The sequence below is a fragment of the Flavisolibacter ginsengiterrae DSM 18136 genome (assembly GCF_059568575.1).
On the sequence record NZ_JCANTR010000013.1, the window covers coordinates 19,645 to 45,047 of the forward strand.

Annotated in this window: 25 protein-coding genes and 1 tRNA gene; 10 read left to right on the forward strand and 16 right to left on the reverse strand. The window is 42.5% G+C overall.

All coding sequences use genetic code 11. The features are described 5' to 3' along the window. Positions 1–139 precede the first annotated feature (139 nt). Both BP74_RS14080 and BP74_RS14085 read right to left on the reverse strand, forming a co-directional pair. Positions 140–1,810 carry a DUF3472 domain-containing protein gene (locus tag BP74_RS14080; RefSeq protein ID WP_496374989.1) on the reverse strand — a complete coding sequence of 557 codons (1,671 nt, stop codon included), beginning with the start codon at positions 1,808–1,810 and terminating at the stop codon, positions 140–142. 264 nt (positions 1,811–2,074) lie between these two features. Beyond that, positions 2,075–2,148: transfer RNA gene (locus tag BP74_RS14085), tRNA-Asn, on the reverse strand. Between the two features lie 336 nt (positions 2,149–2,484). Here BP74_RS14085 and BP74_RS14090 point away from each other — a divergent pair. After that, positions 2,485–3,642, forward strand: coding sequence for a ScyD/ScyE family protein (locus tag BP74_RS14090; RefSeq protein WP_496374990.1), 1,158 nt, complete (start codon positions 2,485–2,487; stop codon positions 3,640–3,642). Positions 3,643–3,749: 107 nt separating this feature from the next. Here BP74_RS14090 and BP74_RS14095 read toward each other — a convergent pair whose 3' ends face one another. The 6 genes from BP74_RS14095 to BP74_RS14120 form a co-directional block, all read right to left on the reverse strand. Beyond that, positions 3,750–4,466, reverse strand: a complete 717-nt coding sequence (locus BP74_RS14095) for a 3-ketoacyl-ACP reductase (protein ID WP_496374991.1) — start codon at positions 4,464–4,466, stop codon at positions 3,750–3,752. A gap of 68 nt (positions 4,467–4,534) precedes the next feature. Beyond that, on the reverse strand, positions 4,535–5,215 hold the full coding sequence (locus BP74_RS14100; RefSeq protein WP_496374992.1) for a type 1 glutamine amidotransferase domain-containing protein: 681 nt from the start codon (positions 5,213–5,215) through the stop codon (positions 4,535–4,537). A 25-nt stretch (positions 5,216–5,240) separates the two neighbouring features. Beyond that, a complete protein-coding gene (locus tag BP74_RS14105) occupies positions 5,241–5,942 on the reverse strand; it encodes a DsbA family oxidoreductase (RefSeq protein ID WP_496374993.1) in 702 nt (233 codons plus the stop codon). Positions 5,943–5,991: 49 nt separating this feature from the next. Then, positions 5,992–7,095, reverse strand: a complete 1,104-nt coding sequence (locus tag BP74_RS14110; protein WP_496374994.1) for an alkene reductase — start codon at positions 7,093–7,095, stop codon at positions 5,992–5,994. A 33-nt stretch (positions 7,096–7,128) separates the two neighbouring features. Further along, complete coding sequence (locus BP74_RS14115; protein ID WP_496374995.1) at positions 7,129–7,632, reverse strand: NAD(P)-binding domain-containing protein; 504 nt, start codon at positions 7,630–7,632, stop codon at positions 7,129–7,131. Positions 7,633–7,745: 113 nt separating this feature from the next. Further along, positions 7,746–8,327: a Crp/Fnr family transcriptional regulator gene (locus tag BP74_RS14120; RefSeq protein ID WP_496374996.1), complete on the reverse strand. Its 582-nt coding sequence runs from the start codon at positions 8,325–8,327 to the stop codon at positions 7,746–7,748. Positions 8,328–8,649: 322 nt separating this feature from the next. Here BP74_RS14120 and BP74_RS14125 point away from each other — a divergent pair, with 322 nt between their 5' ends. Beyond that, complete coding sequence (locus BP74_RS14125) at positions 8,650–9,477, forward strand: hypothetical protein (RefSeq protein ID WP_496374997.1); 828 nt, start codon at positions 8,650–8,652, stop codon at positions 9,475–9,477. Between the two features lie 103 nt (positions 9,478–9,580). On the opposite strand, the gene BP74_RS14130 is transcribed toward BP74_RS14125, so the two are convergent. Both BP74_RS14130 and BP74_RS14135 read right to left on the reverse strand, forming a co-directional pair. Next, a complete protein-coding gene (locus BP74_RS14130; protein ID WP_496374998.1) occupies positions 9,581–10,261 on the reverse strand; it encodes a GNAT family N-acetyltransferase in 681 nt (226 codons plus the stop codon). A gap of 101 nt (positions 10,262–10,362) precedes the next feature. Then, positions 10,363–10,698 (reverse strand): YybH family protein, encoded by a 336-nt coding sequence (locus BP74_RS14135; protein WP_496374999.1) that lies wholly within the window; start codon positions 10,696–10,698, stop codon positions 10,363–10,365. Between the two features lie 295 nt (positions 10,699–10,993). Here BP74_RS14135 and BP74_RS14140 point away from each other — a divergent pair, with 295 nt between their 5' ends. The 5 genes from BP74_RS14140 (at position 10,994) to BP74_RS14160 (ending at position 14,505) form a co-directional block, all read left to right on the forward strand. Then, entirely contained in the window at positions 10,994–12,034 is a 1,041-nt protein-coding gene (locus tag BP74_RS14140) for a tetratricopeptide repeat protein (RefSeq protein ID WP_496375000.1), read from the forward strand. Positions 12,035–12,046: 12 nt separating this feature from the next. Next, positions 12,047–12,577 carry a DUF3267 domain-containing protein gene (locus tag BP74_RS14145; protein ID WP_496375001.1) on the forward strand — a complete coding sequence of 177 codons (531 nt, stop codon included), beginning with the start codon at positions 12,047–12,049 and terminating at the stop codon, positions 12,575–12,577. 114 nt (positions 12,578–12,691) lie between these two features. After that, positions 12,692–13,456, forward strand: coding sequence for an HNH endonuclease (locus BP74_RS14150; protein ID WP_496375002.1), 765 nt, complete (start codon positions 12,692–12,694; stop codon positions 13,454–13,456). 113 nt (positions 13,457–13,569) lie between these two features. Continuing rightward, the gene (locus BP74_RS14155; RefSeq protein ID WP_496375003.1) at positions 13,570–13,848 is read left to right on the forward strand and encodes a phosphorothioated DNA-binding restriction endonuclease family protein; all 279 of its coding nucleotides are present in this window, start codon (positions 13,570–13,572) and stop codon (positions 13,846–13,848) included. 63 nt (positions 13,849–13,911) lie between these two features. Continuing rightward, positions 13,912–14,505, forward strand: coding sequence for an HNH endonuclease (locus BP74_RS14160; RefSeq protein ID WP_496375004.1), 594 nt, complete (start codon positions 13,912–13,914; stop codon positions 14,503–14,505). Positions 14,506–14,529: 24 nt separating this feature from the next. On the opposite strand, the gene BP74_RS14165 is transcribed toward BP74_RS14160, so the two are convergent. The 3 genes from BP74_RS14165 to BP74_RS14175 all read right to left on the reverse strand — a co-directional run bounded on the left by BP74_RS14165 (position 14,530) and on the right by BP74_RS14175 (position 16,774). Further along, positions 14,530–14,691, reverse strand: a complete 162-nt coding sequence (locus BP74_RS14165) for a hypothetical protein (RefSeq protein WP_496375005.1) — start codon at positions 14,689–14,691, stop codon at positions 14,530–14,532. 158 nt (positions 14,692–14,849) lie between these two features. Further along, positions 14,850–16,001, reverse strand: coding sequence for a hypothetical protein (locus BP74_RS14170; protein WP_496375006.1), 1,152 nt, complete (start codon positions 15,999–16,001; stop codon positions 14,850–14,852). A 236-nt stretch (positions 16,002–16,237) separates the two neighbouring features. Next, complete coding sequence (locus BP74_RS14175) at positions 16,238–16,774, reverse strand: Cif family virulence factor (protein ID WP_496375007.1); 537 nt, start codon at positions 16,772–16,774, stop codon at positions 16,238–16,240. A gap of 488 nt (positions 16,775–17,262) precedes the next feature. On the opposite strand from BP74_RS14175, the gene BP74_RS14180 reads away from it, so the two are divergent. Continuing rightward, positions 17,263–17,451, forward strand: a complete 189-nt coding sequence (locus tag BP74_RS14180; RefSeq protein WP_496375008.1) for a hypothetical protein — start codon at positions 17,263–17,265, stop codon at positions 17,449–17,451. Positions 17,452–17,654: 203 nt separating this feature from the next. On the opposite strand, the gene BP74_RS14185 is transcribed toward BP74_RS14180, so the two are convergent. Next, positions 17,655–18,317 carry a hypothetical protein gene (locus tag BP74_RS14185; protein ID WP_496375009.1) on the reverse strand — a complete coding sequence of 221 codons (663 nt, stop codon included), beginning with the start codon at positions 18,315–18,317 and terminating at the stop codon, positions 17,655–17,657. A 184-nt stretch (positions 18,318–18,501) separates the two neighbouring features. On the opposite strand from BP74_RS14185, the gene BP74_RS14190 reads away from it, so the two are divergent. Then, positions 18,502–20,157 carry an ATP-binding protein gene (locus tag BP74_RS14190; RefSeq protein WP_496375010.1) on the forward strand — a complete coding sequence of 552 codons (1,656 nt, stop codon included), beginning with the start codon at positions 18,502–18,504 and terminating at the stop codon, positions 20,155–20,157. Positions 20,158–20,987: 830 nt separating this feature from the next. Here the strand turns inward: BP74_RS14190 and BP74_RS14195 are convergent. Beyond that, the gene (locus BP74_RS14195) at positions 20,988–21,590 is read right to left on the reverse strand and encodes a hypothetical protein (RefSeq protein ID WP_496375011.1); all 603 of its coding nucleotides are present in this window, start codon (positions 21,588–21,590) and stop codon (positions 20,988–20,990) included. A 453-nt stretch (positions 21,591–22,043) separates the two neighbouring features. Next, positions 22,044–23,564: a PAS domain-containing sensor histidine kinase gene (locus BP74_RS14200; RefSeq protein WP_496375012.1), complete on the reverse strand. Its 1,521-nt coding sequence runs from the start codon at positions 23,562–23,564 to the stop codon at positions 22,044–22,046. Positions 23,565–23,871: 307 nt separating this feature from the next. Between BP74_RS14200 and BP74_RS14205 the strand changes: the two genes are divergently transcribed. After that, entirely contained in the window at positions 23,872–25,011 is a 1,140-nt protein-coding gene (locus BP74_RS14205; protein WP_496375013.1) for a sensor histidine kinase, read from the forward strand. The last annotated feature ends 392 nt before the right edge of the window (positions 25,012–25,403 follow it).

Here is a 25,403-nt window from a genome sequence, read left to right on the forward strand (position 1 = left end):
TGATTTTTGAATCTTCGCTATTAGCATACAACAAAATGCAATCCTTAAAGTTGATCCTAATTCCAGGTTATTTAATAATGTTACATTCCTTGCACAAGCAAGGATCAAATAACCATTGTATTATTTCTACATGAAGTAACTACTTCAGTAACACCTTTGAGTTATATATCTTATTATCATTCCCAATAATACTAACCATGTATGTACCCTTGGGATATATTGAAAGATCCAGTGTGCTTTTATTTGTATTGACACTTTGACTTATAACCATCACTCCAGTTTGATCATAGATATTAATTTGCTTTAATCCCCTCCCTTCTATCTGGAACACTCCACTACTGGGATTTGGAGAAATAGTAAATTCTTTTGCTCCAGTGAGATTTAGACTTATTACATCAGAAAATGTATTTCTGTTGTCTATATCAATCATGCTTAGCCTATAGAAGACCCTATTTGGGTTGCCTAATAACTCAGTAAAGTTGTAAGAATTTGTGGTACTGTTACTTCCCTTTGCATTGATCTTACCAACATTTATAAAGTTTACGCCATCAAAACTTCGCTGGATGATAAAATGTGAGGTATTTACTTCATTATCTGTTACCCATAACAATTCCACCTTGCCTGAATTCTCCTTTCCTTTGAAACTTATAAGATGCAATGGCAAAGGGCCAGATACAATGAAACTGGAAGTCATGGAGGATGACAACTGGCTGAATATGTCTCTTATAATAACTCTGGCACTATAAGTACCTTCAGGTAAAGAATTATTAAGGACCAATGTTCTCCTTTGAGGCATGGTATCTATAAAACTGGCCACTACACTATTAAGGGCATCCAAAATCTCCACCTTTGCTGAAAGCTGTGGTGATTTAGATGGGTCTACAGTCCATGAAATAGATGTTTGACCTGATGCATTGCTTGCAGAAACCCCTGTTAGTGTACCTATTGTTAGGACTGGAGTACTTCCCTGGTTGGTTTGGGCAGGAAGAGATAAGGTTCTTCCTCCATTAAAAGCTGCTGAAGGGGTTGTGTTCCCTCCATGCTGCAGGTAATAGGCATCTTCAGCTGGATCAAAATAGGCATTAAAACTGTTATGGTAAATACCATTCCTGGTTTGATCTGCAAGGCTTTCATTGGCACTGAAGGAGGCATAGATATTCTTTTCCCATTCTCCTGTTAGGTTTATGTTCCATGCATCTTTAAAATAGGCTGCTCTTATATACCTTCCATCATAAGCTGCTTGAGTTCCATCCCAGTTTTCCAGGAATGAATCATTGTAGCCATCCAGGTATTTTACTGGAGCAGGAATAGATAGAGTTGCACTATGTAGCCAAGAGCCTGTTGAAAGGTCATTAATGAACATTCCAATATGCAAGGAGTCATGGGATTTCCATGACCTATTCACAAGGTTGTACCATGAATTGAGTGTCCAGTTATAAGGGTAAATAGTCCTGTATCCATTTCCTTCTCCTCCAAATCTTGCTGTGTCTGTTAATGGATCAAAATAATCTACATGAGAATAGATGCCTCCAGCAGTGTTAACATCCCACAAGGAAAATATCAGGATGTTATGAGCTCCCCAGGCGTTACTGGGTGTTTGCTGCAGGCCATTATATCCATTTGTAAAGTAGTTCACTTCAAAGTATTCAGCATCTGCGGATTGGACAATCTTGATCTTGTGCATCTTTAAAATGGCATCTGGAGAAGGCATATAAGATACAAGATGAATGGAGGGTGCAGCATTTTCCTGCGCAGTTAGTTCTATGGTTAACAGGCAAAGGCCTATAACCATACATTTGTGAAATTTCATGTAAAATGATTGAAAGTGAGTAAAGGGTGAACTCTGAAGGGGTGTTGGTTGGAGCTTTATTAAATATAAGAGAAGTTACTTAGATTATCTATTTTATTTATTTAAATTAATGCAGATGTTTATCAAATGCGACTTAATCTGATTAAATTTCTTATTATAAATATTGCTCCCTTTTGAAAATTGAATAAGTACCTTTTCATAGCATCTTAAGGTGGCTCCAGGGCACAAAAAAGGCCTATAAGTTTCCTTATAGACCTATTGCTGCTCCCCCTGCTGGACTTGAACCAGCGACCCTCTGATTAACAGTCAGATGCTCTAACCAACTGAGCTAAGGAGGAATTTTACCGCTGAAGCTTTCGCCTAAGCGGCATTTCCCGTTTTGGGACGGCAAAAATAGGAGATTTTACATTTCTACCAAATAGAAAATGAAGCGATTATGGTTTTTGATCAATAATATCTTCCTCCTCAACGCATATCCCCGCAAATCCGCCTTATAAAAACCTATTCCTTCGCAAATTTTAAAAACCAGTAGGTTTCTTAACTTACCTTTAGTCTTCCAGACTGCCGTACCATTAATCTATCACTCCCCATGATCACCTCCAATCTATTGAATTAATCTTTCGGGATCTACGCCCTCAAATTAATTTTCTTCACCATTAATCAAAGGAGGTTTTATGCTTCAAAAGCAACCGTTCTTTTTTATGATCGCCAGCCTGTCTGTCGTCTTCCTATTTTCCTGTAAGAAAGAAGTGACAAATAGCCAGGATGGAACTTTACAGTCCTCAGCATCTGTCGAGCGCCAGCGCACCGTAATGGCACCAGCTACCGTTACTCCTTTTTCCACAGGATTCAATAATCCCCGACAATTAAAATTCGGTCCCGATGGCAACCTCTATGTAGCTGAAGCGGGTGTGGGTGGCACTACACTCAGTACCAACTTTAATTGCGCTGAGCAGGCTCCCGTTCCCTTTGGACCTTACCTTGGAAGCCCCACAGGCGGCCGCGTCTCTAAGGTTGATATGTCGGGCCACCGAACTACTGTCACAACTGATATTCCAACAGCTACCGCAGGCATTGGTGACATTTTTGGTGCTACTGATGTAGGCTTTGTGCAGAATACGCTTTATGTATTGACAGCCGGTGGTGGATGCTCAAAAGGCAATCCCACAAAACCCAATGGCATATACAGGGTCAACGCTGATGGCTCTACTACCCTGGTAGCCAACCTCAGTGCCTGGACACTCTCTCATCCTGTAGCAAAGCCTGAAGAAGATGATTTTGAACCCGATGGCAACTGGTACAGCATGACCGTACAGGGCAACCAGTTATATGCCCTTGATGCCAATCATGCGGACTTTGTAAAGATCTCCACAGATGGTTCTATCAACAGGGTCCTGGATATATCTGCTGAAGAAGGGCATATTGTTCCCACAGCCATAGATAATAAAGGCAATTTCTATATAGGCAACCTGGGCACCTTCCCTATCATGGGAGATTCAAAGGTGATGAAAATAAATGCAGGCGGACACCTGGAAACCGTTGCAACGAACCTGTTCACCATCATTGGCCTTGTGCTGGATAAGAATAAAGGGATGTTTATATTGGAAATGGCCACTGGCCCTACTGGTCCGGAACCGCTGTTCCCTTCCCCCAACACCGGGAAGATCTTATGGATCGATATGAAAGATCCATCCCAACGGCAAACCATTGCTACCGGGCTTGATTTTCCAACAGGTATGACCATGGGACCTGATGGTAATTTATATGTATCTGCCAGGGGTTTTGGTCATGCACCCGGCGAAGGCATGGTCATGAAAGTAAAATTGAACTGATACGATCCAGTTTTGTATCAATAGTAAAATTCTAAAGCCGCCCACATGGCGGCTTTAGATTGTCTTATACTATAATTGAAACCAGGTATTCGGGAAATTGCCGGGTATTAAGGGTTGGTGGAAAAAACACTGGATTCCTTCACAAAGATTCTCCGGTTCAGTTTCAATTGGGCTATGACCAGTTCTGCAAAATCTTCGGGGTGCATCACTCTTTCAGGGTCTCCTGTTATAAGGTTTGCAGCTTGTGCCAGTTCCGTAACAACCGTACTTGGAGCCATAGCCGTCACCCGGATATTTTGCTTGCGCACTTCCTGCATCAGGCTTTCACTCAATCCAAATACAGCAAACTTTGAAGCACTATAGGCACTGGTAACTGCTGCTCCTGTTTTGCCGGCAGTGGAAGAAATATTGACAATATCCCCTGTCTTTCTTTCTATCATGGAAGGCAATACCGCCCGGGTGGCATAATACACGCCAAATACATTGATCTTAACCTGCGCTTCCCACACTTCAGGTTCCAGTTCTAAAAACTTCCCAAAGGTGCCGGTGCCTGCATTGTTGACCAGGATATCTATCTCTCCCAATTGACCTGCAATACTTTCTATGGCAGTTTCCACCTGGTTGCGGTTACTAACATCAGCCGTGGCGTATGCAGCTTTTACACCCAGGGACCTGACCTCTTCTGCCACTGCCTGCAGGTCTTTCACAGTTCTTGCAATAAGGCCCACATGTACACCTTCAGCTGCCAGCGCCAGGGCAATGGCCTTTCCAATACCCTTGCCTGCTCCCGTTACCAATGCTATCTTATCTTTTAATGATTCCATAAGTTTATCCTTTACCAGGTCGGTTCAGTTTGCGCATATGCATAAGAGTGACCTGCTTTTTCCATTTATTATTTCTTCAACAATTCCAACAATTGCCTGGCTGCTTCTTCCGAAGAGGCAGGGTTCTGTCCTGTGATCAGCAAACCATCTTTTACTACGTACGATGCCCAGTCTTCTTTTTTAGAGTATTGACCACCTTTGTTTTTCAGTTCATCTTCCAGCAGGAAGGGAACCACCTTTGTAAGTTGTACTGCCTCTTCTTCTGAATTGGTAAACCCGGTTACTTTTTTACCCTTTACCAATGGTTCGCCGTTTTCATCCTTAACATTGAGCAACACGGATGGTGCATGGCATACAGCGGCTACCGGCTTTTTAGCAGACCAAAAATCCTGTATCAGTTGTATGGAATCGTTGTCTTTGGTTAGATCCCACAAGGGTCCATGACCACCCGGGTAGAACACCGCATCAAAATTAGCAGCTTTCACCTCGGCTAACTTTTTGGTGTTGGCCAGTAGTTTTTGCAGCTCCGCATCCTTGTCAAAACGTTTGGTAGCTTCCGTTTGAGCACTGGGTTCAGCACTCTTGGGGTCAATAGGCGGCTGGCCACCCTTTGGCGATGCCAGTGTGATCTCCGCTCCTGCATCTTTCAAAGTGTAATAAGGTGCTGCAAATTCCTCTACCCAAAACCCTGTCTTCTTTCCTGTATTTCCCAGCTCGCTGTGCGAGGTGAGTACCATTAATACTTTCATATGCCTTCTTTTAAAATGTCAAAAATTAATTACAAACGCCATCAGGGGTACAGAACCCAGCTGTTGCTTCATCACCAGTCACCAGCGCTGGCTTTTCTTCTTCCCATACCCTTTCCAACACCTGGGTGAACACATTGGTTGGCTGGGCACCGCTTACAGCGTATTTATTATTGAATACAAAGAAGGGTACACCACGGGCGCCTACCTGTTGGGCTTCATACTGGTCAAGGTTCACTTGCTGCCTGTAGGCATCTGTCTGCAACACATTCTTTACCTCTTCAGCATCCAGGCCCACTTCAGCTCCAAGAGTAACCAGTGTTTCCAGGTCACCTGTATTTTTTCCCTCAGTATAGTAGGCCTTAAATAATCGTTCCTTCATTTCATTTTGCAAACCTTTAGTCTTAGCCAGGTGCAGCAAACGGTGGGCATCCATGGTATTGTTGATGACCGCCTTGTCAAAATTGTATTCCAGCCCCACTTCCCTGGCCATAGCAGCCATGCTGTCATTCATCTGTTTGCCTTCTTTGGCACTGACGCCTTTGCGACTGCCCAGGTATTCATGCACCGATTGGCCGGGCACATATTCCATATCCGGATCCAGCTGGAAGCTGCGCCAAACGATCTCCACCTGGTCACTGGCTCCGAAGCCTTCCATTGCTTTTTCAAATTTTCGTTTGCCTATATAACAAAACGGGCAAACGATATCAGACCATATTTCTACTTTCATTATCTATTCCTTTTTCTTAAATAACTATTATTATAACATTAAGCTACGTTCAGGCAGTTTGTGCTGTACGCACCGGGTAATCAATATATCCTTTGGCACCCGTGGTATAAAAAGTTGCCGTGTCCGGCGCATTCAATGGCACGTTATTCCTGAAGCGCTCTACCAGGTCAGGGTTGGATAAAAAGGGCACACCGTAGGCCACCAGGTCTGCATCACCTTCTTCAATCACCCTGTTACCTGTCTCCTGTGTAAATCCTTTATTGATGATCAGTGTACCCTGGTACAGGGGACGAAAATGTTTTGCAACACCCGCAACTGCAAAAGGCACATCTTCAACCGATGTAAATGGCTCTGTCAAATGCACATAGGCGAGGCCATAGTCATTCAGGCGCGTAATGATGTATTCAAAGGTTGGGATAGTTTGTTCATCTACCTGCATTCCAAACAGGTTATGCGCAGAAGGATTAAATCGGATACCTACCCTGCTTAAGTCGATCACCTCTTTCAATTCATCCAGCAATTCAAAAAGAATGCGGGCGCGGTTCTCAATTGAGCCGCCATAGGCATCGGTGCGCTGGTTAGAAGCCCCCACAAAGAACTGGTGCAGCAAATAGCCGTTCGCTCCGTGCAACTCCACCCCATCAAATCCTGCCTGTACCGCATTGGCCGCCGCTTTCTTAAAATCCTGGATGGTTTCCCTGATCTCTTCAACCGTCATTTCCTTCGGCGTCACCGTATCAACAAAACCATTATGTGTATAGGCCTTGCCATTAGGATTGATGGCTGATGGAGCATGCGGCAGCTGGCCATTCAGCAGGTCGGGGTGCGACATACGGCCCACATGCCATAGCTGCGCAAAGATCTTCCCGCCTTTGGCATGCACCGCTTCGGTTACCAACTTCCATCCTTCCACCTGTGCTTCGCTGTAAATGGCCGGAACATTAATAAAGCCCACGCCCATAGGACTTACAAATGTCCCTTCAGTGATCAGCAGCCCGGCCGATGCCCTTTGTGCATAATATTCAGCGGTCATGGCGGTGGCCACATTGCCTTCGTTGTTGGAACGGCTACGTGTCATAGGCGCCATCACCATACGGTTTTGTAATGCTATGGGTCCTAATTGGTATGTTGTTAATAATGCCTGTTCTTTCATGTGTTATTGAATTAATGTTATTGTATGATTTGTTTATTGTAAACTATGTGCTGCTGTGACCAGGCCAATGGATTCAAAAAGCGCGGCTACGGAAGTAGTGGCATCGCAATTGGTTCCTTCTATAAGCACCGAGGGATGGTCTTTATTCGCATCCAGGTGCATTTGCACCATCACGATCCTGGAGAATGGCAGGGCATCTGTCAAGGAGCCAAATGGATGATCACCGTTTTCGGATAGAATGATCACCACCTTATTCCTTGCCACTTCCCTCATCTTTTCCATGACAGCGTTGGCGTCTTCAATATCAGCAGACAGGATGATCATGTCTGCCTCCCAGGAAGCTTCACGGCAACAGCTGAGGATCTCTATGTGTGCCACAACAGGTAGGGCGGAAAGGGATTGAAAAAAGGTGTCCAGTTTGGCAGCATCTGCATCCATCATCAGGATCTGCCGGTTTGTGCTGGCCAGGCGGCTCACCACCAGCCGGGCATTTTCACCACCCGCCCCTATTACTGCTATCATTTCTTTCTTGGCCATTTATCTCTTTGAGACACAAAGCTACCCCCGGCTGCCTCCACCGGGGTTGACAAACGATAAGAAACAGTCTTGACAAATGTCAAGCGTTAAGAAGGAATAACCAGCCTGTAGCGCTACTTTTTCTGTGATAACTGGCGCCTGATGCGGCTCAAGGTTTCGGGTGTAATACCCAGGTAGGAAGCCACCAGGTTCAGGGGTATGCGTTGGATGATCCCGGGGTTTGACTGCACCAGTAGGTTGTATCTTTCTTCAGCCCCGTAAGAAATGGAACTGATCAACCTGCGCTCTTTGGCAATGATATTGTTCTGGAAAAGTATGCGGAAGTAGCGTTCCATTTTTGGAAGCTTCACCATCATCTCTTCAAATCCGCTGTGCGGGATCAACAACAATTCCGCATCTTCAATAGCATCTATGTTGTAGGCAGAAGGTTCACCTGTAAGGTAACTATAGATGTCCACGATCCACCAGCCTTCCCAGGCAAACTGGATCATATGATCAATACCCTTTTGATCCACACTATACAAACGCAGCAAGCCTTTTTCGGTAAAGGCCAGGTATTTGCATACATCCCCTTCCTGCAGCAGGTATTGCTTTTTCCGCAGCTTCTTGGGAGTGAAGTATGACTTTAGCAGTTCCTGCTCTTCGCCTGTAAGTGCAACCTTCTCACTGATATTGGATAGCAATTCCCCGAACATAGTTTCAAAAGTAGGAGGAATTCCTATCCTGCCAGTTGACGATTGCTTTTAAGTGTTGCATTAAAGCAATAGCAAGCGATAAAATAATTAGGTTACATCCAGGGCAGTGTGAGATAACATTAGCAAAGGATCCATGAAATAAAATTTCAGTGCCCCATGATGCCCGGTTATTATATCAGCAAATTGTCATATATTACTAATACTTTCTATCACTGTATTCTCTGATCGCATCCCATACGACCCTTCTGTAAACCAACCTTACAACACATTTCATCTTAACCAAATTGGTCAAATCAAAATTGATCACTCAAAACCAACTGTTATGAACCTTAAACAAATTACCTGGAGAAAGCTTATCCTCCTGCTGATCTGCACTTACCTTACCAGCTGTCAAAAGAATACTGAATTGTTACAAGATCCTGGCTTGCAGGAGGGTAACACCGCAAACAAAACCGGCGCACGTGAAAAGTTAACTGTAAAGAAGGCGAGGATCCAAAAAATAATTCAGCATGACCTGCCTTTCTATTATGTTCCAACAAGAACAGGTGTTTTTGAATACAATAAATGGGGTGACCCTGTTAGAATACTGTTTGATTTCAATAGCACTGGTGACAAAACTACCAATTGGTTGTTTAAATACAATCAAAAGCACCAGTTGACGGATGCCATCAAATCGTATACAAATTCATATTTTGACTGGTACAAATTTGTTTATGATCAGAAAGGAAACATAATAGGTGATACAACTCAATATTTTGGACAGATGCTGGGTGAAATACCTCAACCTGGCATGGATACATCGATAAACTATTATAGTTATGACAGCCAGGGCAGGATAACTAAAATTCACCAGGTATTTTATAACGTTAGTCATGATTATTTCTATAACTATGATAGTAATGGGAACCTGGCAAGAACAGGATACACGCCCCAGGGGCAATCCATACCGTTGGTGTATGATAACCAGGTAAACCCTCAAAGAACTCATGAGGTATTTATGTTTGTAGCAAGAGACTATAGCCGGAATAATGCGATAACTGCTGAAAGCTATAATAATAGGGGACTTCCCCTGGTGTTCAGGCAACAATATACAACTGCCCTTTTCCTGGGTGCTGATATAGCTAAGGCTGAAATTTTTTACCAGGAATAATTGCGGAAGACAGTTGTACCTGTTAAAAGGGTATTCTTTACATCTTTCAAAAAAGATCAATGAAACAAGATCTATTGTTGAATGATCATTACAGTATTAATGATTACAACCGCCTCATGAAATAAAAATTCATATTGCGGCTGATCCTGAATCCCAGCCTTTCATAGAGTGCAATCGCTCTATTGTTATCACCGCGTACATGTAAAAAAGGTACCTGGCCCTGTTGCAATATCAGTTGCACCTGGTGCTGCACCAGTGCGGAGGCATAGCCCTTGCCCAGGTGTTCGGGATGCGTGCATACGGCACTCACCTCGGTATATTGTTGCGGGTGCAGGCGCTGTCCTGTCATGGCCACCAGTTTGTCCTGGTCAAAGATCCCGTAATAGTGACCAAACTCAATGGTGCGCAGGCCAAAGGGACCGGGTTTGGTAAGCTTTGCCAGCTCCACCATTTCTGCTGTATGTTGTTTATCCAATGGAACAGGCATGAAGAAATTTTGCATGACATCACTACCCGGCTCATAGACCATTTGAACGCCATTTATTTCATGCAGCAATTGCCAGCATTTTGGTGGTTCTATGGGTTGAGGAATAGCGTACAGGATAGTCCGCCCGGGCGGTAACAGATCGTAGAGTTCTTCAAATCCATTCTCATACCCTTCTTCGAATGCGACAAAAGGAGATACTGCTTCATCAAAGAATCGTACGTTTTCTGAACCCAAACTTAGATGCTGATCTCCGGATATTAAACCCTGGTAAACGGGGTTATGTAAAATAGGCTCCACCTTGCAAAACTATTCATCTTCAATGGTGTCGGCTAAAATTTTGAAGGAGCTTCTGTCTATGGCCGTGTCCTAACAATTTGCAATCCGTGATAATTGATCAATCAACCTGAATGATCATGCAGTATTTTCCAGCCATTGGCTGTGTGCACAAAGACCAGGGAAAAGGTGCCGGTCCTTTCCTTCATCTTTTCATTGGCCTTCAGTATAAAACGGCCGGTAAGCAAGGCATAGTCCTTCCCCAGTGCAGTGAACTCATAAGTATCATACCCAAGCAATTGTTTGGGCTTGCCGCTTTCGAAGTAATATTGCTCATACAGCTCCCGCATGCCATTTATTTTGGTTCTACCCTTTGGCAGCATCATGGTTGCTGATGTATCATATAAAGCCATATAGCCGTCCAGGTCTCCTTTGTTCCATTGCTCCGCTGCTTCATTCATGGCCTGGATAATTTGTTTTCAGCATTTCCTGTTTGGGCTCTGAGTGTACCGGAAGCAAGGGTCAATCCTATAAACATGATCAGGCTAAAATATCTATGCATGTAATTGATTTGTTCAAATCTACAGATTCTTTCATCTTACTAACAAACACATAAGCGGTAGTTGCTTTTCTATAATTTATGATTCGCAAGTGTTTTCTTTCCTGCTGAAAGCAATTAGAGATCATAAATAAAACATTAGGTTCTTTTATTATTTAATAATCTTCATTACATTGGCGCACCAAAACAATTACCTTATGAATCCAGTAGATGAAATTGAACCATCTCCGGAACCTATTGCTGCTAATGTATGCCGTAACTGTCAGGTTGCGCTTCCTGTAATGGAAGGGAAAATACCCTTATGCCAATCCTGCCGCGCCCAGTTTATCAATTTTCCCATTCCTAAATGGATCAGGGCATTTGGAGCTGGCATCCTGCTGTTGCTGGTTTTTTCACTCGTTTCCCTTCCGGGACAGATCCGAACTGGCGTTCATTTACAAAAAGGCATTAAAGCTGCTTCGGAACAACGATATTATACTGCCCAAAAAGAATTGCAACAGGTAGTAGATCATGAGCCTCATTATACCGAAGCTCAGTGCCGCCTGCTGATCGCAGCATTTTTTAATGAAGACTATAAAACAGTTTTTTCAACTTATAAAATAATCGAGAACAAGGAAGTAAAAGACCAGGATCTTTTTAAGGATGTTACAGACGTGTTGAACCGCATGGGAACTCTTTTGCCTACTGACTCTTTTAACCTCCTACTGGAGAAAAAACAAGGGCAGCTAACTGAAACAGATTACAGGAATTATTTTGACAGTAATGCGCACGATGCCTATGCTTTGACCAGGTATGCCAGCCTATTATATGATCAAAAGAATTTTGCTGGCGCTGACAGTGCGTTAAACCTGGTATTAAAGGATAACCCCTTTCATACCCATGCGCTTGTAATTAAAATTCCTTTAAAACGTGATCAACTGCAATTTGACTCCTCTTACTATTTTATAAACCAGCTCCTGGCATTAAATAAGGAAGATGCTTATGCTATAGCTTCCAGGGCACGAACGCTTTTAAAACAGCATAAGGACGGAGAAGCATTTAAAGATGCCCGTCAAAGCCTTAACCTTAATCCTTCTTCACCATATGGACTGGCCACCATGGCGCTCATTTATCATTACCGGAACGACATTCCAAAACGGGATGCCCTGATAGCCATGGCCCAAAAAGACAGTTCGCTAATGGAATCATTTGACTATGTAAGCAATATTGTTTCCGGTAAAGAAAAATTCAGAGACTAAAAACCCTATTGTATGTTTATTCCAGGCATTCTTATTACGCTTATTACCTTCCCCGGTGTTATTGTTCACGAACTGGCCCACCAGCTATTTTGCCGCCTCTATAAAATACCCGTATTCGAAGTAGTGTATTTCCAGGCTAAGAACCCCGCTGGTTATGTATTGCATGAAGCACCCGCCAATAAATGGCAATCGCTGATGATTGGAATTGGCCCTTTCATTGTTAATACATTATTAGGTGCATTTATAGCCCTTCCCGCAGCCTTGCCCGTGATGGAATTTAATAATGGCGGACCACTTGATTACGTGCTCCTTTATTTCGGTGTTTCAATCGCCATGCATGCCTTTCCCAGCACCGGTGATGCCCAGTCAATCTGGAATAGTTTGAAGGAAGAAGGGACACCTGTATGGGTTAAAACAGTTGCCTATCCAATAGTTGGCCTTATCTATCTAGGAGCACTGGGCTCATTTTTCTGGCTTGACCTTCTTTATGGAATTGGTGTAGTTGTGGGGCTTCCACATTTGATAATAGGTTTGGTGAGTTAAAACAAACAAATACTTACAGTTAAATGGAATTATAATAAATGCCAGATAGTTATACACTTAGTATTTTAATCATAAGGGTACTTATGAACACTCTTTTAAGCAAAACAAGTACTCATGAAACCTGGCCAACGCTTTTGGACAAAAGATGAACTTCTTCTTGCCATTAATCTTTATGCGAAATTACCCTTCGGTAAAATGCATAGCCGCAACCCGCAGGTAATTGAACTCGCCACTCTTATAAAACGAACACCCGGTTCTGTTGCCTTTAAGCTAGTGAACTTTGCCAGCCTTGATCCTAATCTGCAAAAGCGAGGAATCAAAGGGGCTGCCAATTCCGGCAATCTTGATAAAGAAGTATGGAATCAATTTTACAATAATTGGGATGATGCCTTTGAAGAAAGTGAAAAACTGTTGGCAAACGCCAAGAAAATCAATGTGGAAGAACTTTATTTGAACGAAATATCTAAATATGAAAAAGGGCTTGACATAAAGCGCCTTGTTAACACACGAGTAAACCAGTATCGATTTCGTCAATTAGTATTATCAAATTACAATAACAAGTGTTGCATTACAGGCCTAGGGGAGCCCATTTTATTGATTGCCAGCCATATCACCTCTTGGAGTATGTTTAAAGATAACAGGCTCAATCCTATGAACGGACTTTGCCTAAATGCTCTGCATGACAAAGCTTTTGATGCTGGGCTACTAACAATATCAGCAGAAGATTATACCATTAAAATATCTTCTGTAATTAAAAAAAAGGATAAAATAGGATCTGAATATTTTCAACAGTATCACGGCAAACCGATAGCCATTCCTAAAAAATTTCCTCCCTCAAGAGAGTTTTTAAAAATACATAATGAATCATTCAAACCTTAATATATGACTCACCTATTTTATTTCTTTTAAGATTACAAAGATGCCAGAATAATTTTGGCAGACTCCCATCTATTACTTCTGAATAATCCTATTTTCGGTTAGTTGTTCTATTTATGAACTATCTCCCCTCCTATATAAAAAAATTCTCCCGTCTGCGAACAGCTAAAATTAATGGCATTTCAGCGCCACATAAACCTGTTTTATTATTAGCAATTATTACCAGAATAGATAAAGGAGAAATAAAGAACAATAAAATCTACATTGACCCCGATCTCGTTGCTACATTCAAAGATTTATGGCATCGACTCGTTCACTCTACAACATTTAGCTCCAATTTCGCCCTACCTTTCTATCATTTAAAAAGTGATGGGTTCTGGCATTTGCATACGTGAATTGGTAGAGAAATCCTCTTAACGGCATCACATTCTATCAAAAGCTTTGCTCAGTTAAAAGAAGTGATAGACTATGCCTCTTTCAATGAAGATCTTTTTACAATATTGACTAATCAACATACACGTGAAATACTTAAGCAAACCATTTTATCTACCTACTTTCCTTCAACACATAATCTATCTGCCAATAATGAATTAATTACTACAATTATTAACCAGATATTGCACGAACCGCCAGCTTCTTATAAAACCAAAGCTGCCTACTTTGATGAAGAAGAAATTTTTATACGTGGTGGTGTCTTTAAAAAAGAAATACCTAAAATTTATAACTACACCTGCTGTATCTCTGGAATGCGAATTATTACAGACAAAGAAGTACAAATGATTGACGCTTGTCACATTGTTCCTTTTTCTGAGTCTGGTGATGACACAATAAGTAATGGACTTTCATTATGCCCTAACCTACACCGTGCCTTTGACAGAGGCCTTATTGCCATCAATGAGGAGTATCGTGTAATAGTAAAATCCTTTCACGAAGGCGAAAATGCATATTCAATAAAACAATTTGAAGGCATACAAATTAAATTACCAAATGAAAAAGAGTTTCATCCTTCAATGAATAACTTAATGAAACATAGGCTTCGATACAACTTTTGAATCTTTAAGAAAGACTCAAAACAATTAAACCTCAGTAGTATTTCCGCCTTTTTGCATTTGGCGTTCCAATTCCTTTAATCTGCCTTTTTGCTTTCCATATTTATAAATAAATATTACTGGAATAATAATCAATACAATTAATATAAAAACAAGAATTAATAGCTCATTGAATCCAATAGGGCCCATAATTATATATTTTTTCTCCAAATTATAAATACATCTGCAGAATTAAAAATCCGAATTACTGGATTATAATTATTAAGTGTAATAATTTACATACGTATAGACTATATCACTCGAAGTTATTGTATAAGTGTAAAAAAATATTGGAAGTTGGCACATTTTCATAAATCCATTTCCAATCTTTTCTTTACACTAAACGCCATAACTCTCACTTCCACATCCTGACCAGTCATAGTGTTTTCATTCCATAAGGAAAGTGTTAAATCTTTGGTTACTTGATTTACCAATGAATAGTCTGTAGAAATATTATTGCCGTATTTAAATGTGTAATAGGAGTAATTCATATTATTTTGAAATAGTTGTGCATTTATAGCATCCATAAATTTATAGTTGATGGTAGAAGTTGTATTCAACATTGGTAGGGAAGGAATCAATTTCATTCCAAATAAAAACAATGGATTAGCTCCCAAAATCTCTCCAACGTTGGAAAGCGTTGAAATAAAACCTTTCATCTTATCTTTCGACTCCTGGCCTACTCCAATCCAGTAGGCCCAATATGTTGTTGTTGCTGGTAGATTAATTCTAATGGATGTTTTATTAGAATGATCAACATTTGAGGTAGAGTATACACGGTTAGTAGTATTTAAGACTTCTGTAGCAATAGTATCAAGTACATAATGTACTGTAGTTTTAAAATCGGGTTTGCTGTTTTTTGAAGGAACTCTTTCTACTATTAATCTTGCATCTTTACCAAACAAAGCATCAGTATTTAAAACAATTTTATAAATGCTTCTTTTAGGAATTCTTACCGTTTCATTTTGAATTACTGTAAAAGAGCTTTTTTTATAAATTTCCATTCCATTATCATATTCTATGATAGAAATATTAGCGCTGCCTTTTTTGTTTAATACCGAAGATTGAATCTTCAACTCATCTCCTTCGTCCAAAGCAAAATAATTATCCTCGTCATTATTTAATAAAGAGCCAGATAAAGAAATTTGCTTATCAACAAGTCTTATACTATTTGTATTTGCTACTTCACAACCTAACTTTAGAATATTACTTGAAAGAGTATTATCAATCTTTACTGTAGAATTGATTTTTACATTTTCAGTTTTTAGTTGAATGTAATGGTCCCCATATCCTAGGGTTACTCTGTGTACATCTTCAGCTTCTATTTTCCCTTTCGAGACCCCATCAATAACCAGTTCGCCAGTTTTACAAGGAATAATTAAAATAGCGGTGTCTTTAATCTGACTAAACGAATAAAAAGAAGTTGAGAGCAGGAATGCAACAAGAAAAAACTTTCTCATAAGGTAATGAACGGTGTTTTGGTTTAAGGTGCAATATGTGATTTTATTATTAACTACACAATAGTAATTGCAGGCTTTTTTAACATAAGCTTGCATTCGTACGTTTTTCAAAAAGAGAGTAGGAAAAACATTTGATATATGAAATTTTAAGGAATGTCAATAGTCATTGTTAGTACACACAAATAACAAAAAAAGGGCAATCTCCCGATCGCCCTTTCCTATAGTTTCATTTACTTCTAATTCTTTTTATCAGGTTGGTCCTTTGCCGCCATTTGATGGAACATGGCCACTTTGCCCTGCTTGTTAAAAAACCAAACCTCGTTCAAATGGGTTTTCACAGTAGTACCGTCTTTGTTGGTATCGTTTTCTTCGCCCCAGATGCTTACTACTTCATGCTCTGGATCGTCGGGTGACTTTAAAGTTGTACAAGCCATTACGGTACTTGAAACTGAACTAAAATTGCTACGATATTCTTTGACCATCTTTACCCAATTGTCTTTCCCCTTTACCATAGAGCCATCAGGGAAAGTAGCTACCACATCGTCGGCCAGCACGTCGCCAACATTGTCCAGGGTATTATTATCATAATCCTTCCATAGCTGTATCACTTTTTGTGCATACATCATATTGCCAATGGAAATGTTATGTACAGGACCATTATGAAGCTGCCCCATACTGGTGGCGTTGGCGGCCTGCACCGGCTTTGTGTTCTGGGCCTGGCAAAGCATCATAGAAAAAAAACCCGTAGCGGTTAGAATGAGTAATCGTTTCATTGCTGAAGTATTTAGTGAATGAATAAAAGCAGTGTTCAGTGCATCAGAGGGGGCGAAGAAGGCTGATCAATAGGAGGACACTATTAAGGTACAAACTTTTACCTGAATGATGTATAAATACTAATGTGTACCATGCAAGCACAAAGCGATGAAGACCTACCCCAAAAACGAAAAGGCAATCTTTCGATTGCCCTTTCTTACAGTTATAAATACGTAAGTACCTAAAACTGCTTGATTGTTCAATAAACTAATAAATGAATAAAAATGAATTGAACAACTTGTACTATTATAATTACAATTGTTATGCCATTCTGGGTTACATGCCTGGAATTATTTTGCATAAGGGAGTACTGATTCTATACGTCCCGGGCTGACTTACTTTGTGGGCAAAAATCCTGATAAATGACCCTGGGCTGGGGCGTCCTGTTCCCAGGCATTCAACCTAAACCGTGGCACCAGGATTGCATGAGTATTACAAAATATATATTATGTCAAAGATCTTAATAGGAGCCCTTGTTTGCGCAGCAGTAGCTGGAGTCGTATATTATGTAGTAAACCAGGAAGAAGTAAACGAGCAGCTTGGCTCATTAAAAGACAAGGCCTCTGATGCATTGGGTAAGGCTAAGAACAAATTTGCAAAACAAGCCGAAGGTGCACAAACCTGGGCACAGAGCTAACCCATAGACAAAGCTTTCAACAGGAAAATATATTGTTGGAAAACACCCATGAAAAAGCCTGCAAACGCAGGCTTTTTTTATTACTTAACTGATTCCTACAGTAAACTTATTCTTTCAATATTATCGCTATAAACCATCCCAAGGGATCTCCATCCTGCTACACATTTTTACTTTTTAATTTTGACTTTTGACTTTATCCCTCTTCACTCCTTTGTCAGGTAAAAATTAAACTTCCGCTTTACCTTTTTTGGTTGGTTGCTGCTGTCCATGACAGGGGTAAATGCGGGTGGATTGTCGGCTAAGCGCTTCTTCACCTGCTCCAGCAGGAAGGCATTGTCAGGGGAAACGGTCAGGTTGGTCAGTTCCGCCTTGCCATCAGTTCCAATTTCATAATCTGCCAGCACGTAATAGGTTTCCTTCTTCACTTTTTTATTGGACAATACTTCGGCCTTCAGGGTGGTCACCAGCGATTCGGTATATTCTTTCCAGATCTTACTATTGGTCTTCACTGGCGCCGGTGGGGTCACAGCTTCTACAGGTGCTGCGACAGTGGAATCATTAGCCGGAACTGCCTGGCCAGGTACCGCTGGTTTTGATGCTGCCACGGTAGCATTGGCATCTGCCGGCAGGTTGGTTTTCTTCAAAGAATCACTGGGTATCACGGCCACTACGGTTTGGCTGGCTGCCGCTTTTTCGGCTGCCGCCTTACGGTCGGTAGTATCTATCTTACTCTTCAGGTCGTCGGTCTTCCGCACCACGGAATTGGAATCGTTTCTCAGCTTCCCGCTGTACAACAGGTCTTTCAGGCTTTGCGCCTTTGCCGTGAAACTGAATGCGATCAATAAAAACAAAATGCCCTTTTTCATAACTGCCTTTATTAGTTGAGTGTATGTGTTTGTATTACAACGAAAGTTAAGGCGTAAAGTTGTTAGCATCTTCATAAGAATCCGGGGATTGTTGCAGTCCGGATAATTTAACGCCCTGCCCTGCACCCTGCGTAAACCAAAATCTAGTAATTTCAACCTCCCGGTTCAGAAACCTTACGAAATTTTGAGTACTATCCCTATACCAGGCAAGACCTACCCCTTTTTGCAGGACAGTGGCGAAATGGGTGCATTGATCCTTCAGCAGGATTGGTCAGATTCACCCATCGGCAACATGGATCAATGGCCCCCGGCACTGCGCACTACCCTCGGCATCCTGCTGCATTCAGCCTTCCCCATGTTCCTGTTCTGGGGTCCGGATCTTACCTGTTTTTATAACGATGCCTTCCGCCCCAGCCTGGGCATTGAAGGAAAACACCCGGCCATTGGCAAAAGAGGCAAAGAAGTATGGCCGGAGATCTGGGAATTTATTGGTCCCCTGATACAACAGGTCATCACCACGGGCATTCCTGTTTTTTTTGAAGACCAGCTGGTGCCCTTTTACCGCAACGGGCGCATGGAAGATATTTACTGGACCTTCAGCTATAGCCCTGTTTACGACGATGAGGGTAAGATCAATGGCGTATTTGTGACCTGCACCGAAACCACGGCGCACGTTGTAGACCGCAAAAAGATCGAGGATATCGTGGCACTGCGCACCCGCGAGCTGGAAGAAGCCCACGAGGCCCTGCTGCAGTCCAACAATTACCTGCAGCAACTGATCAACCTTTCCAAAGAACCGATGCAGGTGTTGGTGCCTATACTGGAAAACAACAGGATCATTGACTTCCGCTACAAGCTGACCAACCAGGCCTACGCCAACTATGCCCATACCACACCCGAAGCATTAAACGATCGCAAGGTGGGCGAGGTATTCCCCAGCTATTTTGAAACCTCCAGCTTTACCAATGTGGCAAAGACCTTTGAAACAGGTAAGGATGACAACTGGGAGATCCACTATAACGCCGACGGCCTTGACCTGTATAATGAAATGAATGCGGTGAAGCTGGGAGACGAAGTGGTTGTACACTTTACTGATTTCACAAGGCTGAAACACCTGCAGCTGGAATTATTACATAAGATCAAAGAACTGGAACGCTCCAACGAGCAACTGGAAGAATTTGCCCATGTAGCTTCCCACGACCTGAAAGAACCTATCCGCAAGGTGCAGTTCTTTATCACGCGTCTGAAAAATGAACTGCAACCCAAACTCTCAGACAATGAGCAGCAACTGTTCTCCCGCATCGAATCGGCCAATGTGCGCATGGGCCTCCTGGTGGACGACCTGCTGACCTATTCCCAACTGAGAACCCTGCCTGATGAAAAAGAGGCAGTGGATCTCGATGCCCTCATACGCCAGATACTGGAAGACCTGGCCCTGGAAGTACAGGAGAAAAACGCCACCGTACGCCTGGTAGACCTGCCTACAGTTCATGGCTACCGCCGCCAGCTGCAGCAGCTTTTCCAGAACTTGCTTTCCAACGCATTGAAATATTCCAGCCTCACAGAGCCGGTACAAATTGAGATCTGCGGCTCGAGCATTCGACAGAACAATACCGATTATTACCAGGTAACAGTGAAGGACAATGGTATTGGCTTCGAGCAGGAGCATGCCGAAAAGATCTTCCAGCTCTTCACCCGCCTGCACGGCAAGCATGAATACGCTGGCACCGGCATCGGGCTGTCCATCGTTAAAAAAGTAGTGGAGAACCACCAGGGAAAGATCAGGGCAGAAAGCAAACCGGGGGAAGGATCGGTGTTTTTTGTGCTACTACCCGTTTAGAGAGAGGAACCACGGTGACACAGCGGCACGGAGGGACACGGAGAGCATTGGGCCACAAAGGCACTAAGGCACAAAGGCGTCCGGAGTCAGGAGTCGGGAGTCAAGAGTCTATAAGTTGAAGAAACTTTATAGCATGTAGCGCTGTCATTTAGATTAAGATTTACAGCCAAGGCGGCGGAATGACAAACAACCAGGGTGCATATTTTGTAATCATACCTTAATTCGAAAAGTATAAATGATTGAATTTAGATCTTCGATTATAGTTCTGCCTGTAATCGATCACCTCTGACTTGCCTGTCCCGACGAATGGCGGGATCATGCTGAGGCACGAAGCATCTGTGGTAACCACATGGGCGACCATTGTACTATTAAAGCCTCTTCGACCTAAATTAATAAAGTAAACGGATTCTATTTTAAGATGGCTCAAGAGTCTTATAGGTATGATACGCTGTTCTAATACAGTCCAAAGATCCCGCAAAAGCGGGATGTATTGTGTAATATGACTTCATTAATAAGTACTGTCTGTCCTACTCACCCTCATATGCTATAATGCTGACGAAGGAAGGATCTATGATAAAAAGCTAAGCAATCATCAAAACAATAAATCCTCTTCAACCTAAACTAGAAATGAATTATTGTGGTTAACCAGGAACCCTTTGCGTATTCTTTGCGTGGCTCTCTCTTTGCGCACTTGGCGATACTCAGTAACGCAAAGAGTGCAAAGATGTTCGCAAAGGAATCGCAAAGATGTATACTATAAAGCTTGTCTGCACCCAGTAGTTCACTCTGACCTAACGAACCAGAAACAAAAAACTAAAAACCAGAAACGCTTAAACAGCATGCTTAAGCAAAAACAATGGGATCATATAATCCGGTGGAAAGTCTCCTTCAAACCTCACCTTCCAGTCATAATCATTCATGTATAGCTCCATGAACTCCCTGTCATCATCACTGAGTGGTCCTTCCACTTTAATATCCAGCTTATTCTTTAGCTTCTTTGGCTTTTCGGGCTTTGGCTCTTTCAGCCTTTGATCCAGTTCCGCTTCAAAGGAAGAGAGCAGCAGGGTAAACTGATCTTGGGTAAGGGAGATACGCTGTAGTTCTTCCAGGAAATGGTACAGGGCAGTGAATACATCTCCTTTAGCCATTCCCTGCTTTAAACAAATAATGGCTATGGTCCTTACCTGTTTAAACAAATGCCTGTACCTTCTTTTTACCGGTACAAAGCGGTAGAGGATCGAAGACATGATATTGCCCACACCAAACCTCTCTGCGCTTCTGCGGCTTCCTTCAAAGGCAGGATCGCTCCAGTAGCGCTTTGAGTCCACTCCTGGAAGCAGTCGTACCAGGTAGCCCCATTCAGGGTCATAATAAAAGTTCACGTTATCATCCACTGTACCTGTTGCCTTGATGTAGCCTACTTGCTTTGCCATATGATATCGGTTTTATAGCTGCAAGTTTTTGAAAATCCCTCTCAGTTCAAAACCCCTATGTCCGTTTTGGCCGTTTTTGACCGATTTGACCGGAAATAACCGGTTTTGTCCGTATTGGCCGTTTTTGTCCGTTTTCCTCTCTAATTCATTGACCCGTAACCTTTTCCCTTCCTTGAAAATTGAACATTGAGCATTGCTCATTGAGCATTATTCCTCCTTCAACCCAAGCCAGGACCGCAATGAACAATGCCTCTCCAACCTAACCTCACTTCATCATTCGATATTCCTTGTTCATCTGTTCGATATTCTTCCTGTCCTCCTCATCCTTACTAAAGCCCTATCATCTCCCTACCTACGCTATACTTAGTGCGTGATGATCACGCAGTATCTATACTCCAGACAGGGAGTAGATAGGGCCTTGATAGGGAGGAGACCGGGCTTAGGCAAATAATTTCAGAAAGGAAGGGTAACAATGAATGCTGCGCCCGGCTCCCTGCTCTCGGCGCGGATAGTACCTCCGTGCTTTTCGGCTATGTTCTTACACAGGGCCAGTCCCAGCCCGGTACCTTCATATTGGCTCCTGGAGTGAAGCCTGGCAAAGGTGTTGAAAATGGTTTCGGCATATTTTTGATCAAAGCCAATGCCGTTATCTGTAACAGATATCTCAATGAAGGTATTACCTGCATCTCCCTCAATGATCCTATGGGTAATAGCTATTACCGGCTTTACCCCAGGACTGGAAAACTTGAGCGAGTTATTGATCAAATTATAAAAGAGCTGGAAAATAAGAAACTGCACACCCCTGAACAAAGGGAAACCACCATACTGAAGCTTAGCCTGTTTTTCCCTGATCAACAATTCCAGGTCGGTTTCTATAGTACAGAGTATATCAGCTAAGGCAATATCTTCAGAAGATTCATTATAATTCTTCAACTGGGAATAATTCAATACCCCCTCTACCATTTGTGTGAGCCTGGAACCTGCCTTGCGGATCTTTTTGAGATTCTCTTCCGATGCAGGTGACAATGTATTGTCCTTATCATCTATCAGCATCTGGCTATAGAGACTGATCTTGCGAATGGGTTCTTTCATGTCGTGGCTGGCTACGTGGGCAAACTGTTCCAGGTGCTGGTTCGTCTGTTCCAACTCCTTTCTTTTTTTATCCAGTTCCAGCTCATTCCTTTTCTGTTCACTGATATCCCTGAGAAAGGCAATAAAAGTGGTCTTTCCATCCTGTATGGCCGAAGAAATGGTGAGGGACACATAAAATTCATCACCCTTTTTATTCAGGGCGGTTACCTCTATAGATCTGCCCATCACCTGGGCCCTGCCTGTTGACAGGTATCTCTTCATGCCCTGGTTATGCGCTTCCCTGTATTGAGGAGGAATGATGGTTTCTGCGAGGGACTTGCCTTTTACTTCTTGTTGGGACCAGCCAAAAATTTGTTCTGCTTTAGGGTTCCAGAAACTGATAATTCCTTCCGTATTAATAGCAATTATAGCATCCGGCGCAAAGTGCAGTAGCTGCTGCAGGTTGAATTCTCTTTCCTGCAGTTCCTTGTTAAAGGCTTCCAGGCGTGCTTCATTGGCAATTTTTGAAGTGATGTCCCGGAATATGGCCCTGGTATATAAAGGTTGGCCATTATCAGACTTTAATGAAAGAAAGCCTTCCACAGTGACTTGCCTGCCCGATTTGGCAACCAGTGAAACCTTTACTTCCCTGGGAGGCTTTATGCCCTGCAACACAGCAGCCCTGTAATGCTCAAAATTCTTTTTGTCTGCCTGGTCAATGAAAGAGTAAATGGATTTGTTCTGGATCTCAGATAGTGAATATTCCAATACCTGCTCCCAGGCCTTATTCACATATATCAATGTTCCTCCAGGATCCGCAATGTGGATCAGGTCATGGGCATTATCAAAAAGGTCTTTATACCATTGTTCGCCCTTGAACTCTTCGGAGAATATTGAATTCAAATGATTTGAGTGGTTAAGTTACAGGCAAGATAATGAAAACGAACCTTTTAAGGTATTAGATGTTCATCCAGGACGATTTCTTCACCAGGAACAGATCCTGTGGTTTTGGATTCTATCATTTAAACAGGAAAAAACCAAATGGCAAATGGTTACTCATAATATTGTTTAATAATGAGCATCATTGAACAAGCATGATATGTAACATAATTGACCCCCTGGAAATTATAAGCAAACCCCGGGGTTTGTTTCTGGTTAAAACAACCAAGGGTTGGTTATTTTAGCGCTTTTAAAATTGATATCCTAACATATGAATGGTGTCATAGATTTTTTTAAAAATTTATTCTCTACCAGCGAATGGCCTGCCAGGTGGCATTGTGGCAACTGGACAGATTTTCATGGCTGGCTCTATATTACCAGCGACCTGATGATCTGGCTGTCCTATTTTTTAATTCCCCTGATCATCCTGCGCTATTTTTTAAAAAAGAAAACAGGCATACGCTTCCAGGCGGCCTACCTCTGGTTCGCAGCATTTATCCTGCTTTGTGGTTCCACGCATTTCCTCGATGCCATGATGTTCTGGTTACCGATGTACCGCATGAATGCGCTGGTGCGTTTTTTAACGGGAGTTACCAGCCTGCTGACAGTGTATTATTTGATCAAGGTATTGCCACAGGCATTCTCCCAGAAGGGCATCATTGAACTGGAAAACGAGATAGCCCTGCGCAAGGAAACCGAAAAACAACTGGCCGAGGCCAACCGGGGCCTGGAGGCCTTTGCTTCTATTGCTTCGCACGATCTTCAGGAACCATTGAGAAAGATCTCCGCCTTCACCAACCTGCTGCATGACCGTAATAAGAAGAATTTTGATGAACCCAGCAGGCGCTATGCCGAAAAGATCATTGATGCTTCCGGCCGAATGCAATTATTGATTAAGGATATACTGACCTTGTCTTCTTTGAACAGCAAAATAGAACTGGTTCCAACAGATCTTAACAAACCTGTACATACAGCGCTTGAAGACCTGGAGCTGTCCATTAAAGAAAAAAACGCACTCATTCATATGGCGCCCCTGCCAACCATAAAAGGTAATGAGCCCTACCTTGTGCAGGTGTTTTATAACCTGGTTGGCAATGCACTTAAATTCAATCAGCAGCAGCCGGAGATACATATCAGCGCTGACGTAGTTGATGGATATACCTGGGTGCATGTAGCAGACAATGGCATCGGCATCAACGAAGAGAACTACGAAAAGATCTTTGAATCTTTCCAGCGGCTCCATGGCAAGGCTGAATATCCTGGTACGGGTCTTGGATTATCCATTACCAAAAAGATCGTTGAACTGCATGGTGGCATTATTAAAGTGGCCAGCATTGAGGGAGAGGGAACCATGTTTTCGATGAGGTTTGAGAACCAGGATGGAGAAGAGTCGGTAGTCAGGAGTCGGTAGTCAGGAGTCGAAAAAAAAGGAACCACGGCGTCACAGCGGCACGGCGGGGCACGGAGATTTTTGCCACTAAGACGCTAAGGCACAAAGCAACACTAAGTAAGTCGGGGGTCTGTAGTCTTGAGCCAGGAAAGTTTGTAGTTCCCGGGACAGTTTATGATTTATAATAGACTAACTACAACGAATAAACGTTTTTTATTGTTCTCCTGACGAAGAATGGATCTTTGAACTGCAGTGGAGCAGCGTATGCATTTTATAGTAAGTGTGTACATACTTAAAAAGCATTTCTCACTGAACGAAATCCCCCTTAGTACCTGTCCGAAATGCGGAGTGCCTGCTTTCCCCCTTTGCAAAGGGGGACCTCGGTTTCTCCGCACATTGAAAACTTGCCAGAG

Excerpts from the sequence above, each read along its gene's own strand:
- BP74_RS14080 (WP_496374989.1), bottom strand. The coding sequence starts at position 1,810 with ATGAAATTTCACAAATGTATGGTTATAGGCCTTTGCCTGTTAACCATA.
- BP74_RS14090 (WP_496374990.1), top strand. The coding sequence starts at position 2,485 with ATGCTTCAAAAGCAACCGTTCTTTTTTATGATCGCCAGCCTGTCTGTC.
- BP74_RS14095 (WP_496374991.1), bottom strand. The coding sequence starts at position 4,466 with ATGGAATCATTAAAAGATAAGATAGCATTGGTAACGGGAGCAGGCAAG.
- BP74_RS14100 (WP_496374992.1), bottom strand. The coding sequence starts at position 5,215 with ATGAAAGTATTAATGGTACTCACCTCGCACAGCGAGCTGGGAAATACA.
- BP74_RS14105 (WP_496374993.1), bottom strand. The coding sequence starts at position 5,942 with ATGAAAGTAGAAATATGGTCTGATATCGTTTGCCCGTTTTGTTATATA.
- BP74_RS14110 (WP_496374994.1), bottom strand. The coding sequence starts at position 7,095 with ATGAAAGAACAGGCATTATTAACAACATACCAATTAGGACCCATAGCA.
- BP74_RS14115 (WP_496374995.1), bottom strand. The coding sequence starts at position 7,632 with ATGGCCAAGAAAGAAATGATAGCAGTAATAGGGGCGGGTGGTGAAAAT.
- BP74_RS14120 (WP_496374996.1), bottom strand. The coding sequence starts at position 8,327 with ATGTTCGGGGAATTGCTATCCAATATCAGTGAGAAGGTTGCACTTACA.
- BP74_RS14125 (WP_496374997.1), top strand. The coding sequence starts at position 8,650 with ATGAACCTTAAACAAATTACCTGGAGAAAGCTTATCCTCCTGCTGATC.
- BP74_RS14135 (WP_496374999.1), bottom strand. The coding sequence starts at position 10,698 with ATGAATGAAGCAGCGGAGCAATGGAACAAAGGAGACCTGGACGGCTAT.
- BP74_RS14140 (WP_496375000.1), top strand. The coding sequence starts at position 10,994 with ATGAATCCAGTAGATGAAATTGAACCATCTCCGGAACCTATTGCTGCT.
- BP74_RS14145 (WP_496375001.1), top strand. The coding sequence starts at position 12,047 with ATGTTTATTCCAGGCATTCTTATTACGCTTATTACCTTCCCCGGTGTT.
- BP74_RS14150 (WP_496375002.1), top strand. The coding sequence starts at position 12,692 with ATGAAACCTGGCCAACGCTTTTGGACAAAAGATGAACTTCTTCTTGCC.
- BP74_RS14155 (WP_496375003.1), top strand. The coding sequence starts at position 13,570 with ATGAACTATCTCCCCTCCTATATAAAAAAATTCTCCCGTCTGCGAACA.
- BP74_RS14165 (WP_496375005.1), bottom strand. The coding sequence starts at position 14,691 with ATGGGCCCTATTGGATTCAATGAGCTATTAATTCTTGTTTTTATATTA.
- BP74_RS14170 (WP_496375006.1), bottom strand. The coding sequence starts at position 16,001 with ATGAGAAAGTTTTTTCTTGTTGCATTCCTGCTCTCAACTTCTTTTTAT.
- BP74_RS14175 (WP_496375007.1), bottom strand. The coding sequence starts at position 16,774 with ATGAAACGATTACTCATTCTAACCGCTACGGGTTTTTTTTCTATGATG.
- BP74_RS14180 (WP_496375008.1), top strand. The coding sequence starts at position 17,263 with ATGTCAAAGATCTTAATAGGAGCCCTTGTTTGCGCAGCAGTAGCTGGA.
- BP74_RS14185 (WP_496375009.1), bottom strand. The coding sequence starts at position 18,317 with ATGAAAAAGGGCATTTTGTTTTTATTGATCGCATTCAGTTTCACGGCA.
- BP74_RS14195 (WP_496375011.1), bottom strand. The coding sequence starts at position 21,590 with ATGGCAAAGCAAGTAGGCTACATCAAGGCAACAGGTACAGTGGATGAT.
- BP74_RS14205 (WP_496375013.1), top strand. The coding sequence starts at position 23,872 with ATGAATGGTGTCATAGATTTTTTTAAAAATTTATTCTCTACCAGCGAA.